The sequence below is a fragment of the Teichococcus aestuarii genome, from assembly GCF_042651065.1.
Classification (GTDB): Bacteria; Pseudomonadota; Alphaproteobacteria; order Acetobacterales; family Acetobacteraceae; genus Pseudoroseomonas; species Pseudoroseomonas aestuarii.
In genome coordinates, this window is sequence record NZ_JBHSCH010000002.1 from 41,640 (window position 1) to 56,516 (window position 14,877).

Here is a 14,877-nt window from a genome sequence, read left to right on the forward strand (position 1 = left end):
TCAGGCGCTGCCGATGAAGATGCCCGTCAGCAGCACCAGCACGCCGCCCAGCACCACCTGCACGATGGCGCTGGTGAAGGGCGTCTCCATGTAGCGCCAGCGGATCCAGGCGATGGCAAACAGCTCCAGCGCCACGATCACCCCCGCCACCGCCGTGGCGGTCCAGAAATCCGGGATCAGATACGGCAGGGTGTGGCCGAGGCCGCCCAGCGTCGTCATCACGCCGCAGACGCCGCCGCGCAGCCAGGGATGGCCGCGCCCGGTGATCTCGCCATCGTCCGAGAGTGCCTCCGTCAGCCCCATGCTGATGCCGGCGCCGATGGAGGCGGCGAGGCCGACGACGAAGGCATCGCCCGAGTTCTGCGTGACGAAGGCGGCGGCGAAGATCGGCGCCAGGGTGGAGACGGAGCCGTCGATCAGCCCCGCCAGGCCCGGCTGCACCACCTGCAGCAGCAGCATCCGCCGCGCCTCGGCATCCTCGGCGCTGCGGGCGTCGGCGGGCAGCAGCTCGGCCTCCAGCGCCGCGGCGCGGTCCTCGTGCTTCTGCTCGATCTCGGCGAGGTCGCCGAGCAGGCGGCGCACCTCGGTGTCACGCGCGCGCTCGGCGGCACGGGCATAGAACTGGCCGGCCTCGCGTTCCATCAGCGCCGCCTGGGCGCGCACCGTCTCGATCCGCAGATCCCGCATCAGCCAGACCGGGCGGCGCTTCATGAAGCCGCGCACATCCTGCCGGGTGATGTAGGGCATCTCCCGCCCGAACTTCGCCTCGTAGAGGGTCAGCAGGCGGTGGCGGTGCTCCTCCTCCTCCGCCGCCATCGCGTCGAACAGCGCGGCGGAGGCGGGGTAGCTGGCCCGCAGCCGCAGCGCGAAGCTGCGGTAGATGCGGGCATCCTCCTCCTCATTGGCGACCGCCAGGGCGAGGGTCTCGGCCTCCGTCAGGTCCTGGAAGCGTTTCATGCGGGTGGCTCTCCTGCCCGGCATTGTTGCCGCGGAGCCCGGGCGAGGCAACCCGGCAGGCGCAGTTTCCGCCGATTTTTCAGGCACTTGGAGAGAATGCGCCGCGTTCTCAACCCGGCTTCGCAAAGCCCCCGGCACGGCCCATGATGCGGCTCCGAACCCGCAGGAAAGGATCTGGCCCATGACCGCCGTGCTGCAGCCCGCCATCGACCATGTGGTGATCAATGTCGGCGACAGGCTGGACGACGCGGCCGGGCGCTATGCCCGGCTCGGCTTCCAGCTCACCGAGCGCGGGCATCACTCCCTGGGTTCCAGCAACAACCTCGCCATCTTCGGCACGGACTACCTGGAGCTGCTGGGCTTCGAGCCGGGCCGCGCGGCGGCGCGGCCGGAGCTGCTGAGCATGCCGGCCGGCCTGGGCGGGCTGGTGTTCAAGCCGCCGGCCGATGCCGGCTTCCGCGACCGCGTGGCCGCCGCCGGACTGCCGGTGCAGGATTCCCGCGAATTCGTCCGCCCCGTCGCGCTGCCGGACGGCACCAGCCCGGAGGCGCATTTCCGGGTGACGCATCTGGGGCCGGAGGTCACCTTCGGCGGGCGCGTCTTCTTCTGCCACCACTTCACGCCGGAGCTGGTGTGGCGGCCGGAATGGCAGCGCCATGCCAATGGCGTCACCGGCATCGCCGAGTTCGGCATCGTCAGCGACGACCCGGCGCGGGCGCTGGCGCCCTACAAGGCGCTGTTCGGCGAGGAGGCGATCCGGCCCGTGGCGGGGGGGCTGGCCATCCAGGCGGCGCAGGGCGCCGTGCTGGTGCTGCTGCCCGAGGCCGCGCGCAGCCACTGGGGCGAGGGCCTGCCGGAGCTGCCCGCCAGCGGCGAGCGCATGGTGGCGCTGAGCTTCCGCACGGGGGGAACCGGGCTGGACGCGGCGCGGGCGGCGCTCCAGTCCGGCGGGGTGCCGATGCTGGAGAAGCCGGGCCGCATCCTGGTGCCGGCCGAGGAAGCCTGCGGCGTGGCCCTGGCCTTTCTCGGCTGAGGCGGCGCCTCAGGCGCCGGTGAAATGGCCGGGCTGGGCGGCGCGCAGCGTCTCCACCCGGCCCAGCGTGTCCGCCAGATGGCGCCGCAGCGCCATGGCGGCGCCGGCGCCGTCCCCGGCCAGGATGGCGCCGGCGATCGCCTCATGCTCGCGCAGGATGGTCTCGGCCTTGCCGGGCGCGGGCAGGTGCAGGCGGCGCAGCCGGTCGAGATGCCCGCTGCGGCTGCGCACCATGGCCCAGAGCGGAGAGATGCCGGCCGCCTCGTGGAGCGCCTCGTGGAAGGCGTCGTCGGCGGCGGTAAGGCCGGCATGATCCTCCCGCGCCACCAGCTCCGCCTGCCGCGCGAGGTGCCCGGCCAGCACCTCGCCCAGCGTGGCCGGGGGCGCGGCGGCGAGCGCCTGCACCATCTCCAGCTCCACGGCGCGCCGCAGGAACTGTGCCTGGCGCGCGCTGGTCAGGTCGATCGGCGCCACGCGGGTGGAGGCGCTCGGCACCACCTCCACCAGCCCCTCCGCCTCCAGCCGCATCAGCGCCTCGCGCACCGGCGTCTGGCTGAGGCCGAGCTGCGCCGCCAGCGCCGCGCGGGAGAGCACCGCCCCCGGCGGCAACGCCAGGGTCAGGATGGCCTCGCGCAGGCTGGCATAGGCGAAGGCGCCCGCCGAAGGAGGGCGGCCGAAGGGCTGCAGGGGAAGGGCGGCAGGCGGCTGGATGACGGACATGGTGGGAACCTTATAAGCCCGGCACGCGAAATCCGAAATATCGGCTGCTTGCCGGACAAGGTGATGTCCGGTATCGAGGATGGCAAGGCCGCCCTGTCGCGACGGCCGGATCAGGGAAACGTTCCATGGCCCCAGCCTTGCCCCGAGCCTTGCCCCGCCTCCTGGTGGCGCGCCGCCTGACCCCGGCCGCCACAGACCGCGCCCGCCGCGAGTTCGACGCCCTGCTGGCGGAGCACGACATGAGCACGGAGGAGGCGATCGACGCCGCCGCCGCGCACCGGGCAGAGGCCATCCTGATCGGCCCCAAGGTGAAGCTGGATGCCGCCGCCATCGCCCGGCTGCCGGGCCATGTGAAGCTGATCGCCAACAGCAGCGTCGGCTACGACCACATGGACGCCGAGGCTGCCCGCGCCCGCGGCATCCTGGTGACCAACACGCCGGACGTGCTGACCGACTGCACCGCCGACCTCGCCTTCCTGCTCATCCTCGCCGCCTGCCGCCGCGCGCATGAATACGAGGCGCTGATGCGCGCGGGCTGGCGCAAGGGGCTCGGCCTGCCGGACATGCTGGGCGTGCGGCCCTCCGGCAAGGTGCTCGGCATCGTCGGCATGGGGCGCATCGGGCGGGCCGTGGCGCAGCGCGCGCGCGGCTTCGGCATGCGCATCCTCTACCACAACCGCAGCCGCCTCTCCCCCGATCTGGAGCAGGGCGCGGAATACTTCGCCTCGGTGCCCGAGATGCTGCCGCACTGCCAGATCCTCTCGCTGCACCTGCCGGGCGGCGCGGCGAATGGCGTGCTGATGGACGAGGCCGCCTTCGCCGCCCTGCCGCGCGGCGCCGTCTTCGTCAACACCGCGCGCGGCTCGCTGGTGGACGAGGACGCGCTGCTTGCGGCGCTCACCTCCGGCCATCTCTTCGCCGCCGGGCTCGACGTGTTCCGCCGCGAGCCCGACTACGACACGCGCTTCGCCGCCCTGCCCAACGTGTTCCTCACGCCGCATGTCGCCAGCGCCACGCTGGAGACGCGCGACGCGATGGGCCTGCGCGCCCTCGACAACGTGGCCGCCATCGCCGCCGGCCGCGCTCCCCTCGACCCTGTCTGACCCGGAAGCCCTGCCGCCATGAGCGAATCCCCGAGCAGTTCCCCCCTGCCCCGCGTCAAGTCGCCCGAGGAGCTGCGCAGCCGCCGCTGGTTCGGCCCCGCCGACCTCCGCTCCTTCGGCCACCGCTCCCGCGCCATGCAGATGGGCTACGCGCCGGAGGAATGGACCGGCAAGCCGATCATCGCCATCCTCAACACCTGGTCGGACCTCAATCCCTGCCACGCGCACTTCAAGCAGCGCGTCGATGACGTGAAGCGCGGCGTGCTGCAGGCGGGCGGCTTCCCCGTCGAACTGCCGGCGATCTCGCTGGACGAGAGCTACCTCAAGCCCACCTCCATGCTCTACCGCAACCTGCTGGCGATGGAGGCGGAGGAGCTGATCCGCAGCCACCCCGTCGATGGCGTAGTGCTGATGGGCGGCTGCGACAAGACGACGCCGGGCCTGATGCTCGGCGCCACCAGCGCCAACGTGCCGGCCATCTACCTGCCCGCCGGCCCCATGCTGCGCGGCAACTGGGCGGGCAAGGTGCTCGGCTCCGGCTCGGATTCCTGGAAGTACTGGGACGAGCTGCGCGCCGGCAAGATCACCGACAAGGACTGGCTCGGCGTCGAGCAGGGTATCGCCCGCAGCTACGGCACCTGCATGACCATGGGCACGGCCAGCACCATGACGGCGATCGCGGAAGCGGCCGGCATGTGCCTGCCCGGTGCCTCCTCCATCCCGGCGGCGGATGCCAACCACATCCGCATGGCCTCCGCCTGCGGCCGCCGCATCGTCGAGATGGTGTGGGAGGATCTGACGCCGCAGAAGATCCAGACGCGCCCGGCCTTCGAGAACGCCATCGCCGTGGCGATGGCCATGGGCTGCTCGACCAACGCCATCATCCACCTCATCGCCATGGCGCGGCGCGCGGGGCAGGATATCGGCCTCGACGATTTCGAGCGCTACAGCCGCAAGGTGCCCGTCATCGGCAATGTGCGCCCCTCGGGCAGCACCTACCTGATGGAGGATTTCTTCTACGCCGGCGGCATCTGCGCGCTGATGGGCAACATCCGCGAGCACCTGCACCTGGACTGCCTCACCGTCACCGGCCGGACCATGGGCGAGAACATCGCCGACGCCAAGGTCTACAATGACGACGTGATCCGCCCCCTCTCCAACCCGATCTATGGCGAGGGGTCGCTCGCGGTGCTGAAGGGCAACCTCGCCCCCTCCGGCTGCGTCATCAAGCCCGCCGCCATGGACCAGAAGTTCCTGAAGCACTCCGGCCCCGCCGTGGTGTTCGACGACTACCCCTCGATGAAGAAGGCCGTGGAGGACGAGGATTATCCCTTCACGCCGGACAGCGTGCTGGTGCTGCGCAACGCCGGCCCGCAAGGCGGCCCCGGCATGCCGGAATGGGGCATGCTGCCGATGCCCAAGAAGCTGCTGAAGATGGGGCTGCGCGACATGCTGCGCATGTCGGATGCGCGCATGTCCGGCACCAGCTACGGCGCCTGCATCCTGCACGTCTCGCCCGAGAGCTTCGTCGGCGGCCCGCTGGCGCTGCTGCAGACGGGCGACATCATCGAGATGGACGTGCAGGCGCGCAGCCTCAACATGCTGGTCTCCGAGGCGGAGCTGGAGCGCCGGCGCGCCGCCTGGGTGCAGCCCGCGGCGCGCTACGAGCGCGGCTATGGCTGGATGTTCACCAAGCACATCCGCCAGGCCGACGAGGGCTGCGACTTCGACTTCCTGGGCACCGAATTCGGCGCCCCCGTCCCCGAACCCGTCATCTACTGAGCGAAGGCGAAACGCCCATGGCCCTGAGCCCCGAGACCCGCGACAAGCTGAAGCAGGTCAGCACCGCCACCCTGGCCACCGCGCTGTTCAAGCGCGGCTTCCGCAGCCAGATGATCCAGGGCGTGCAGCCGCTGCGCCCGATGGCGGAGAGCATGGTGGGGGAGGCCTTCACGCTGCGCTACATGCCGGCGCGCGAGGACCTCAACAAGCTCGACGTGTTCCGCGACCGCGCCCACCCGCAGCGCAAGGCGGTGGAGGAATGCCCCCCCGGCGCGGTGATGGTGATGGACAGCCGCAAGGACCCGCGCGCCGCCTCGGCCGGCGGCATCCTGGTGACGCGGCTGCAGCAGCGCGGCGTGGCCGGCGTCGTCACCGATGGCGGCTTCCGCGACAGCGCGGAGATCGCCACGCTCGACATGCCGTCCTTCCACGCCCGCCCCTCGGCGCCCACCAACCTGACGCTGCACCAGGCCATCGACATCAATGTGCCGATCGGCTGCGGCGACGCGCCCGTGTTCCCGGGCGATGTCATCGTCGGCGACAATGACGGCGTCATCGTCATCCCCGCGCATCTCGCCGACGAGATCGCCACCGAGGCCACCGAGATGACGGCCTTCGAGGATTTCGTCACGGAGAAGGTGCGCGGCGGCCAGAGCATCCTCGGCCTCTACCCGCCGACCGACGAGAGCAACCTCGCCGCCTTCGCCGAATGGCGGAAGGCGAACGGGCGCTGACGCGCCGCCGGGGGAGGCCGCCCTCCCCCGGCTTTCGCCGCCTCAGTCGAAGCTGAGGAAGCCCGGCATCTCGCTGATCGGCCGCGCGGCCTTCAGCTTCGCGAGGTCCGGCACCGGGCGGGCGAGCGCCGCGTCGCCCGCCGTCGCCGCCTCGATGGCGGCGGCCACCGCGATCACCAGCGCGTCGCCGCCGCGCGGGCCGACGATCTGCAGGCCGAAGGGCATGCCCGCATGGTCCACGCCGAGCGGGATGCTGATGGCCGGGTGGCCCACCAGCGTCACCGCATAGGCCATGGCCAGCCAGTGGAAGTAGTTCTTCGTCGGCTGGCCGTCGATCTCGGACGGGTAAAGCTCGCTCCACGGGCGCGGCGAGAGGGTGATGGCGGGGGTGATGATGACGTCCACGCCGCTCTCGAAGAAGCCCTGCCACGCGCGGTACATCTTCGTCTGCGCCACCGAGGCACGGGCCACGTCATTGGCGCTGTAGCGCAGCCCCTCCTCGACATTGGCGCGCACATTGGGGCCGACATCCTGCGGCCGCACCCGCACCTTCTCCTCATGCGCGGCCAGGAAGTTCAGCGCGCGCAGGATGGCGAAGGTCTCGTCGGCGCCGTCACAGTTCGGCGTCTTCTCCTCGACGCTGGCGAAGAAGGGCGAGAGCGCCTTCATCCGCTCGGCAAAGACGGCGCGGATGTGCTTCTCGGTCGGCGCGAAGCCGAAATCCGGCGTGGCGGCCACGTGCAGGGTGGAGAGGTCCACCGCCTCGTGCAGCGGCATGCCACGGCGTACGTCGATATCGGGCAGGGTGTAGGCCAGCGGGTCGAGCGCGTGGTCGGCGGCCATGACGGAGAGCATCAGGGCGAGGTCGCCCATGTCGCGCGCCATCGGGCCCAGCACCGGCAGGTTGGACCAGCCGAGCAGGCGGCGCTCCGCCGGCACCAGGCCGGGGCTGGGGCGGAAGCCGACGATGCCGTTGAAGGCCGCCGGGTTGCGCAAGGACCCGCCGGTGTCCGAGCCGCTGGCCAGCGGCACCATCGAGCAGGCCAGCGCCACGCCGGAGCCGCCCGAGGAGCCGGCCGCCGAGCGCGTCGGGTCGAAGGGATTGCCCGTCGCGCCATAGACGGCGTTGCGCGTGTTGGCGCCGGCGCCGAATTCCGGCGTGTTGGTCTTGCCAAGCACGATGCCGCCCGCCTCGCGCAGGTCGGCCACCATGGAGGAATCCCTGGCGGGCACGTGATCCTTGAAGATCGGGCTGCCGAAGGTGGTGCGCAGCCCTTCCGTCTCGTCGAGGTCCTTGATGCCGAGCGGCAGGCCGTGCAGCGCGCCGAGCGCCGCGCCCTGCATCACCGCCTGCTCGGCCTGCTTCGCGGCCGCGCGGGCGCGCTCCTCGTCCATGGCCGTCATGGCGTTCACGGCGTGGTTCACGGCGCCGATGCGCGCGAGGCAGGAATCCAGCAGCTCAACAGGCGAGAGCTTCTTCTCGCCGATCAGGCGGCGGGCGGTCACGGCGGGCAGGTCACACGGTTCAGTCACGCGGCAGGCTCCTTTTCATCCGGTCCAGGCAAGGGGCTGCGCGGCGGCCCGCCGCGCAGCCATTCCCTCAATAGCCGAGCGCGCAGCCATCCTTGCGGGGGTCGGAGCCGCCGATCAGCACGCCGCGCGCATGGTCGATCAGGATCGCCTGGCCGCCGCCATGCGGCTTGTCGATCAGCTCGCAGCTGTGGCCCAGCCGGTTCAGCCGGTCGATCACCGCGGCCGGGACGCCGCGTTCCACCTGCACCTTGCCCTGGTAGGGGAAGAGGCGCGGCAGATCGAGCGCCGCCTGCACGTCGAGGCCGAACTCGAAATGGTTGGACAGGAACAGCGTCTGCCCCATCGGCTGGAAGTGCCCGCCCATCACGCCATAGGGCATGATGGCGCGGCCATCCTGCATCACCATGCCGGGGATGATGGTGTGCATCGGCCGCTTGTTCGGCGCGATGCAGTTCGGGTGGCCTTCCTCCAGGCGGAAGCCGAAGCCGCGGTTGTGCAGCATCACGCCGCTCTTCTCGGCCAGCAGGCCGGAGCCGAAGCTCTCGAACAGCGAGTTGATGAAGGAGCAGGCGTTGCCGTCGGCGTCGACGACGCAGAGATACACCGTGTCGCGGTGCTTCGGCAGCATCTCGGCCATGCCGGCGGGCGGCAGCTCGGGCATCGCCGCGTCGTCGCGGATCAGGGCGCGCAGCTTGCGGGTGTAGTCGTCGCTGGTGAGCTTCGCCACCGGCACCTCGACCTGCGAGGGATCGGCCAGGAAGCCGTCGCGGTCGCGGTAGGCGAGGCGCGCCGCCTCGATGTGGCGGTGCAGCCGCTCGGTGGAGAGCGGCCCCTGCTCCGGCGTCTCGCACTGGCCGAGCACGCCCAGCATCTGCAGCACCAGCAGTCCGGAGCCGTTCGGCGGGCACTGGAAGATGTCGAGGCCCTTCCAGCGCGTCTGGATCGGCGTGACGAACTCGGCCACGTCCAGCCCGGCGGCGAAGTCGGCCTCGGTGTGGGTGCCGCCGGCGGCGCGCAGCGTCGCCACCATGTCGGCCGCGATCTCGCCCTCATAGAAGGCCTTGGCGCCGCGCTCGCCGATGGCGCGCAGCGTGCGGGCCAGCTCCGGCTGGGCGAAGCGGTCGCCGATGGCGTAGGGCTTGCCGTCCTTCAGGAAGCGGCGCGCGGCGGCCGCCTGCTTGCCCAGCTTGGGCGCCGCCGATTCCCAGTCGCTCGCCACGCGGGCATGCACGGGGTGGCCTTCCTCGGCGATCCGGATGGCGGGCGCCAGGATCTGCGCCAGGCTGAGCTTGCCATGCGCCTTGTTCAGCTTCTCCCAGGCCGAGATGGCGCCCGGCACCGTCACCGAATGGGCCGAGGTGGCGGACATGGCGGTGAGGCCATCGGCGCGCAGCTTCTCCGGCGTGGCGCCGGCCGGCGCCCGGCCGGAGCCGTTCATGGCGATCACCTGCCCCGTGCCGGCGGGCGCGTAGAGGCAGAAATTGTCGCCGCCGATGCCGGTGGATTGCGGCTCGATCACCGCCAGCACGGCGCAGGCGGCGATGGCCGCGTCCAGCGCGTTGCCGCCCTGGCGCAGGATGTCGATGGCGGTGAGGGTGGCCGCCGGCATGGAGGTGGCGGCCATGCCATGCGTGGCCAAGACGGGGCTGCGGCCGGGGGCGTGGAAGTCGCGCATGATGGTCCTTACGGAAGCGAAAACGTCGATGGGCAGGGGGAGAGGCCGCCGGCGCCCGGGGATGGGCGGCGCGCCTTTTGCGGCGCAGCATTCCATCGGCCGGGCCTCGGCGGCCTCTCGCGGGGCGCTGACGCTGGCACGGCTGGCGCGCCGCGTAAATGCGGCCACTTCCACCGCCGCCCCCGCTGCGCTATCGGATGGAGATGGAAGCCACCGCGACGATCGAAGATTTCGACCGCCTCGACATCCGTGTCGGCACCGTGGTCGATGCGCAGCCCCTGGAGGGGGCGCGCAAGCCGGCCTTCCGGCTGGAGATCGACCTGGGCCCGGAACTCGGCATCCGCCGCTCCTCGGCGCAGATCACCGTGCACTACACGCCGGACAAGCTGATCGGCCGCCAGGTGCTCTGCGTGGTGAACTTCCCGCCCCGCCGCATCGCCGGGTTCGAGAGCCAGGTCCTGACCCTGGGCCTGCCGGACCCGGAGGGCGCGGTGGTGCTGCTCCGACCCGATTTCGCCGTCCCGAATGGCGGCAGGATGTTCTGAACCATGGCGCCGCGCTACTACACCGTCAGCTGGGACCAGCTTCACCGAGACAGCAAGGCCCTGGCCTGGCGGCTGGTCGAGAAGGGCCCGTGGAAGGGCATCGTCGCCATCACGCGCGGCGGGCTGATCCCCGCCGCCATCGTGGCGCGCGAGCTGGACTGCCGGATGATCGAGAGCGTCTCCATCATCACCTATGACGAGGAGGTGCGCGGCGAGCCGCAGGTGGCCAAGCCGCCCGTCGCCGCCGGCGATGGCGAGGGCTGGCTGGTGCTGGACGACCTGGTGGACACCGGCACCACGCTGCGCGTGGTGCGCGGCCTGCTGCCCAAGGCCCACTTCGCCACCGTCTATGCCAAGCCGGCGGGCAACCCGCTGGTGGACACCTACATCACCGAGGTGAGCCAGGACACCTGGATCCTGTTCCCCTGGGACACCGAGCCGCAGTTCATCGCCCCCATCGCGCGCTCGGCGGTGCCGAAATAGGCCACCGCCAGCCCGGGGCCCGCGCGCGGGCCCCGGTTCCACCCGCCCCTCAGTAGCCCCGGTCCGGGACCACCCGGTTGGGCATGGGCTGGCCGGCGCGCGCCGCCCGCAGATTCTCGAAGAAGATGTCCAGGCTGCGGTCGTTGTAGGTGGCCGGGTCGTCGGACGACATGTGCGGCGTGACGAAGAGGCCCGGCGTGCGCCACAGCCGGCTCTCGGGCGGCAGCGGCTCGGGCACCGCCACGTCGGTCACGGCGCCGCCGAGATGGCCGCTCCCCAGCAGGTCGCACACCGCGTCCTGGTCCCACAGCGCGCCGCGGCCGATATTCACCACCTTGCCACCGCGCGGCAGCAGGGCGAGGCGGCGGGCGTCGATCATGCCGCGCGTCTGCGGCGTCAGCGGGCAGGCAAGCAGCAGGAACTCGGCGCGCGGCAGCACGGAATCGATATCGCTCTGCGCCACCACCTCGTCGCACGACTCGTGCGGGGTGGCGCTGCTGCGCACGCCGATGACATGCATGCCGAACTGCTTCGCCCGCGCGGCGACCGCGCCGCCGAGCGAGCCGAGGCCCACCACGCAGACGGTGCGCCCCGCCAGGACGGAGGCGAAGCGCGGCGCCCACTGCCCCTGGCGCGCGTCGTGCGCGAACCACGGCACATGGTTGGCCAGCATCAGCAGCGCCATGATGCCGAACTCGCCCGCCTTGGCGGCATGGGTGCCGCGGTTGTTCAGCAGCGTCACCTGCTCCGGCAGCCAGTCGAAGGGCGCGAGGCGGTCCAGCCCGGCCGAGGTGCAGAAGATGGTGCGCAGCTTCGGCGCCACGCCGGGCAGCGCACCCTTCGGGAAGCGCTGGTGCACCACCTTCGTCCAGGTGACGATGGCCTCGGCATCGGCCATGGCGGCGGCGAAGCCGGCATCGTCCGAGGCGAAGCTCACCTGGAGATCCGCCATGTCGGGCGCGCGCGCGATGGCCGCGTCCCATTGCTGCGGCGTGATGGGGAAGACGGTCTCGTCGGCGGGGTTCTGGACATGGATGCGCATGGCGCGGAGGGTCGCAGGATGGCGCGCCGCGTCAAGACGGTTACGCACCGATTGACAGGCCGCCGCGTTGCGCGCCCGATATTGGCCTTCCCTGCCGCAAAGGCTGCCCCATGCGCCACACCCGCACGCCCCGTCCCCTGCCCGCCCTTCTCGCCGCCGCCGCCGTGCTCGGCCTCGCCGCCACCCAGGAAGCGGCGGCCCAGGGCGCGGCGCAGAGCCTGACCATCGGCATGCAGGGCGAGCCGGGCACGATGGACCCGCAGTTCAACCTGCTCGGCACCAACACCTCGGCGCTGCGCAACATCTACGACACGCTGCTCTCGCGCGATCCGTCGCTCCAGCTCCGCCCGTCGCTGGCGGAATCCTGGAAGGCGGTGGACGACACCACCTGGGAGTTCCGCCTGCGCGAGGGCGTCACCTTCCACGACGGCAGCACGCTGACCGCCGAGGATGTGCGCTTCACCATCGAGCGCGTGACGCGCGTGCAGGGCAACCCGAACAGCTACGCCACCTACATCCAGGGCATCCGCGAGGTGCAGGTGGTCGATGCCCGCACGGTGCGCTTCCTCACCGACGGGCCGGTGCCGCTGCTGCCGGTCAACCTCTCCAACATCTTCATCCTCTCCTCGGCCAAGGGGGTGCGCAGCACGGGCGAGTTCAACAGCGGCGCGGCGGCGATCGGCACCGGGCCCTATCGCCTGGCCTCCTGGCAGCCGGGGCAGCCGCTGGTGCTGGAGCGCAACGCCTCCTATCACGGCACGGCGCCCGCCTGGTCGCGCGTCACCTTCCGCCCCATCCCGAGCGATGGCGCGCGCGTCGGCGCCCTGCTGGCCGGCGATGTGGACTTCATCAACGCCGTGCCGCTGCAGGACGTGGCGCGGCTGGAGAAGACCGAGGGCGCGCGGCGGCTGCGCGTGTTCAGCGGCCCCTCCGCCTATGTCTACATGCTGTTCCCCGAGCTGGAGAAGGAGCCGCTGCCCGGCGTGCGGGACGCGCAGGGGCAGCCGCTGGCGAAGAACCCGTGGAAGGACCCGAAGGTGCGCGAAGCCGTCTCCCTCGCCCTCAACCGCACGGCCATCGTCGAGCGGCTGATGGAGGGGCGCGCGCGCGTCGCCAACCAGGCGGTGCCGGAGAGCTTCTTCGGCCATTCGGGCAAGATCGCCCCCGCCCGCTTCGACCTGGAGCGCGCCCGCGCCCTGCTGCGCGAGGCCGGCTACCCCAACGGCTTCCAGACCAGCCTCGCCTGCCCGAACGACCGCTTCGTCAACGACAGCAAGATCTGCGAGGCGGCCGCGCAGCAATTGCAGCGCGCCGGCATCCGCGTCGATCTCAACGCCCAGCCGCGTGCCACCTTCTTCCCCGCCCGCGCGCGACGCGAGTGGCCGCTGCACGCCGCCGGCTGGGGCAGCCTGACGGGCGAGAGCAGCTACTTCCTCACCAGCCAGGTGCATACCCCGAACAAGGAACTCGGCCTCGGCGCCATCAACTACTCCGGCATCGGCAACCCGGCGCTGGACGGGCTGATCCAGCGCGCCCGCCGCACCCTCGACGAAGGCCAGCGCCGCGCCCTGCTGGAGACGGTGATGGAGCAGACCATGGCCGAGAACCTCATCATCCCCATCCTCACCTTCGAGGCGGTGTGGGCGGGGCGCGCGGACAAGGTGGGCTTCACCCCGCGCGCCGACGAGGAGACGCTCGCCATCGAAATCACCCCGGCGCGCTGATGCCGCTCGCCATCGATCTCTCGGGCCGGCGCGCTCTCGTCACCGGCGCGGGCACGGAGGGCATCGGCCGCGCGGCGGCGCTGCTGCTGGCCGGGGCCGGCGCGCGCGTGGCCATCCACCACCATGCCGAGCCGGAGGCCGCCGCCGCCCTTGCCGAACGGACCGGCGGCCCCGCGCTGCAGGCGGATCTCGGCGATACGGCGCAGGCCGCCGGCCTCGCCCACCGCGCGGCCGAGGCGCTGGGGGGCCTCGACATCCTGGTGAGCAATGCCGGGATGCTGCTGCGCAAGCCGCTCGCCGAGACGACGGACGCCGAGTTCGCCCGCGTCCACGCTGTCAATCTCGGCGGCGCCTTCGCCCTCGCCCGGGAGGCGGCGGGGCTGATGCGGGCGGCGGGCCAGGGCGGGCGCATCGTCTTCACCTCCTCGGTGAACCAGTGGATGCCCAATCCCGGCCTCGTGGCCTATGGCAGTTCCAAGGGCGGGCTGATGCAGCTGGCCCGGCAGATGGCGCTGGAACTGGCGCCCGATGGCATCACGGTGAACCTCGTCGCTCCCGGCACCATCGAGACCGACTTCAACCGCGCCGCCCGGCAGGACCCGGCCTGGCGCCCGGCGAAGCTCGCCCTCATCCCCGCCGGCCGCACCGGCACGCCGGAGGATGTGGCGGGCGCCATCCTCTACCTCGCCAGCGGCCTCGCGGCCTATGTCACCGGCAGCACCGTCACCGTGGATGGCGGGCTCTCGCTGATGGGGCAGCGGCCATGAGCGGCGCGGTGTGGCAGGCCTATGCCATCCGCTTCGCCAGCGACCCGGCGCGGCGCGCGGCGCAGACCTTCCTCGGCGGTGCCAATCCAGGCCCCGGGGGCGGGGAAGCGCCGACGCCCTTTGCCTACCATGCCTACCTGCTGCGCGGCCCGCAGGGCTGGGTGGCGATGGACACCGCCGCCAGCCCCGAGACCTGCGCCGCCTTCGGCAAGCCCACCGACGGCACCCTGCCCGCCGCCATGGCGCGGCTCGGCGTGGAGCCGGGCGCGGTGCGGCATGTGGTGCAGACGCATCTGCACTGGGACCATGCCGGGCAGCCCGGCCTCTTCCCCGCCGCCACCTTCCACATGCAGGCGCGGGAAATGGCCTATGTGAACGGCCCCGCCATGCGCCACGCCGTGCTGCGCGCCGGCTACCGGGCGGAGGACATCGCCGCCCACACCGCGCTGCTCCATGCCGGTCGCCTGGCGCTGCATGACGGGGTGGTGGAGCTGCTCCCCGGCCTCGAGCTGCACCATGCGGGCGGCCACACGGACGGGCTGCAATTCGTCCGCCTCCGCACGGCGCGCGGCTGGATGGTGCTGGCCAGCGACACGGTGGCGCTGCGCGCGCATCTGGAGCGGCGCGTGCCCTTCCCCGCCCTCTGGCATGTGGGCGACGCGCTGGCCGCCTTCGAGCGCGTGCTGGCCCTGGCCGACGCGCCGGAGCTGGTCATCCCCTCGCACGACCCGGCCGTGAGCGACGGCGCCGAGGGCTTCGTGGCGCCCCTGTGACCGACA

14 protein-coding genes are annotated in these 14,877 nt (G+C 72.0%); 9 read left to right on the plus strand and 5 right to left on the minus strand.

Annotated features, from left to right (window positions below):
• Positions 1-957 (minus strand): iron exporter MbfA, encoded by a 957-nt coding sequence (mbfA, locus tag ACFOY6_RS01440; protein ID WP_109518542.1) that lies wholly within the window; start codon positions 955-957, stop codon positions 1-3.
• A 181-nt stretch (positions 958-1,138) separates the two neighbouring features.
• Here mbfA and ACFOY6_RS01445 point away from each other — a divergent pair, with 181 nt between their 5' ends.
• On the plus strand, positions 1,139-1,990 hold the full coding sequence (locus ACFOY6_RS01445; RefSeq protein WP_379648515.1) for a VOC family protein: 852 nt from the start codon (positions 1,139-1,141) through the stop codon (positions 1,988-1,990).
• A 9-nt stretch (positions 1,991-1,999) separates the two neighbouring features.
• Here ACFOY6_RS01445 and ACFOY6_RS01450 read toward each other — a convergent pair whose 3' ends face one another.
• Positions 2,000-2,710, minus strand: a complete 711-nt coding sequence (locus ACFOY6_RS01450) for a GntR family transcriptional regulator (RefSeq protein ID WP_379648517.1) — start codon at positions 2,708-2,710, stop codon at positions 2,000-2,002.
• A gap of 125 nt (positions 2,711-2,835) precedes the next feature.
• On the opposite strand from ACFOY6_RS01450, the gene ACFOY6_RS01455 reads away from it, so the two are divergent.
• The 3 genes from ACFOY6_RS01455 to ACFOY6_RS01465 are packed head-to-tail and all read left to right on the plus strand — an operon-like array spanning position 2,836 to position 6,329.
• Complete coding sequence (locus ACFOY6_RS01455; protein WP_379633805.1) at positions 2,836-3,813, plus strand: 2-hydroxyacid dehydrogenase; 978 nt, start codon at positions 2,836-2,838, stop codon at positions 3,811-3,813.
• Positions 3,814-3,831: 18 nt separating this feature from the next.
• Positions 3,832-5,595: an L-arabinonate dehydratase gene (araD, locus tag ACFOY6_RS01460; RefSeq protein ID WP_379648519.1), complete on the plus strand. Its 1,764-nt coding sequence runs from the start codon at positions 3,832-3,834 to the stop codon at positions 5,593-5,595.
• Between the two features lie 17 nt (positions 5,596-5,612).
• Positions 5,613-6,329 carry a ribonuclease activity regulator RraA gene (locus tag ACFOY6_RS01465; protein WP_109518538.1) on the plus strand — a complete coding sequence of 239 codons (717 nt, stop codon included), beginning with the start codon at positions 5,613-5,615 and terminating at the stop codon, positions 6,327-6,329.
• A 42-nt stretch (positions 6,330-6,371) separates the two neighbouring features.
• On the opposite strand, the gene ACFOY6_RS01470 is transcribed toward ACFOY6_RS01465, so the two are convergent.
• Positions 6,372-7,862, minus strand: a complete 1,491-nt coding sequence (locus ACFOY6_RS01470; protein WP_109518537.1) for an amidase — start codon at positions 7,860-7,862, stop codon at positions 6,372-6,374.
• Positions 7,863-7,929: 67 nt separating this feature from the next.
• Positions 7,930-9,537 (minus strand): gamma-glutamyltransferase, encoded by a 1,608-nt coding sequence (gene ggt / locus ACFOY6_RS01475; RefSeq protein ID WP_379648521.1) that lies wholly within the window; start codon positions 9,535-9,537, stop codon positions 7,930-7,932.
• A gap of 203 nt (positions 9,538-9,740) precedes the next feature.
• Between ggt and ACFOY6_RS01480 the strand changes: the two genes are divergently transcribed.
• The gene (locus tag ACFOY6_RS01480) at positions 9,741-10,082 is read left to right on the plus strand and encodes a tRNA-binding protein (protein WP_109518577.1); all 342 of its coding nucleotides are present in this window, start codon (positions 9,741-9,743) and stop codon (positions 10,080-10,082) included.
• Positions 10,083-10,085: 3 nt separating this feature from the next.
• Positions 10,086-10,565, plus strand: a complete 480-nt coding sequence (gene gpt / locus ACFOY6_RS01485; RefSeq protein ID WP_109518535.1) for a xanthine phosphoribosyltransferase — start codon at positions 10,086-10,088, stop codon at positions 10,563-10,565.
• Between the two features lie 49 nt (positions 10,566-10,614).
• Here gpt and ACFOY6_RS01490 read toward each other — a convergent pair whose 3' ends face one another.
• Positions 10,615-11,607 carry a D-2-hydroxyacid dehydrogenase gene (locus ACFOY6_RS01490; RefSeq protein ID WP_379633801.1) on the minus strand — a complete coding sequence of 331 codons (993 nt, stop codon included), beginning with the start codon at positions 11,605-11,607 and terminating at the stop codon, positions 10,615-10,617.
• A gap of 110 nt (positions 11,608-11,717) precedes the next feature.
• On the opposite strand from ACFOY6_RS01490, the gene ACFOY6_RS01495 reads away from it, so the two are divergent.
• Genes ACFOY6_RS01495 through ACFOY6_RS01505 form a run of 3 tightly spaced genes read left to right on the plus strand, consistent with a single transcriptional unit; the run spans position 11,718 to position 14,871 of the window.
• Positions 11,718-13,331, plus strand: coding sequence for an ABC transporter substrate-binding protein (locus tag ACFOY6_RS01495; protein WP_379648524.1), 1,614 nt, complete (start codon positions 11,718-11,720; stop codon positions 13,329-13,331).
• Positions 13,331-14,098, plus strand: coding sequence for an SDR family NAD(P)-dependent oxidoreductase (locus ACFOY6_RS01500; RefSeq protein WP_379648526.1), 768 nt, complete (start codon positions 13,331-13,333; stop codon positions 14,096-14,098). The genes ACFOY6_RS01495 and ACFOY6_RS01500 overlap by 1 nt, the downstream gene beginning before the upstream one ends.
• Complete coding sequence (locus ACFOY6_RS01505) at positions 14,095-14,871, plus strand: N-acyl homoserine lactonase family protein (protein ID WP_379633795.1); 777 nt, start codon at positions 14,095-14,097, stop codon at positions 14,869-14,871. The genes ACFOY6_RS01500 and ACFOY6_RS01505 overlap by 4 nt, the downstream gene beginning before the upstream one ends.
• Positions 14,872-14,877: the final 6 nt, after the last annotated feature.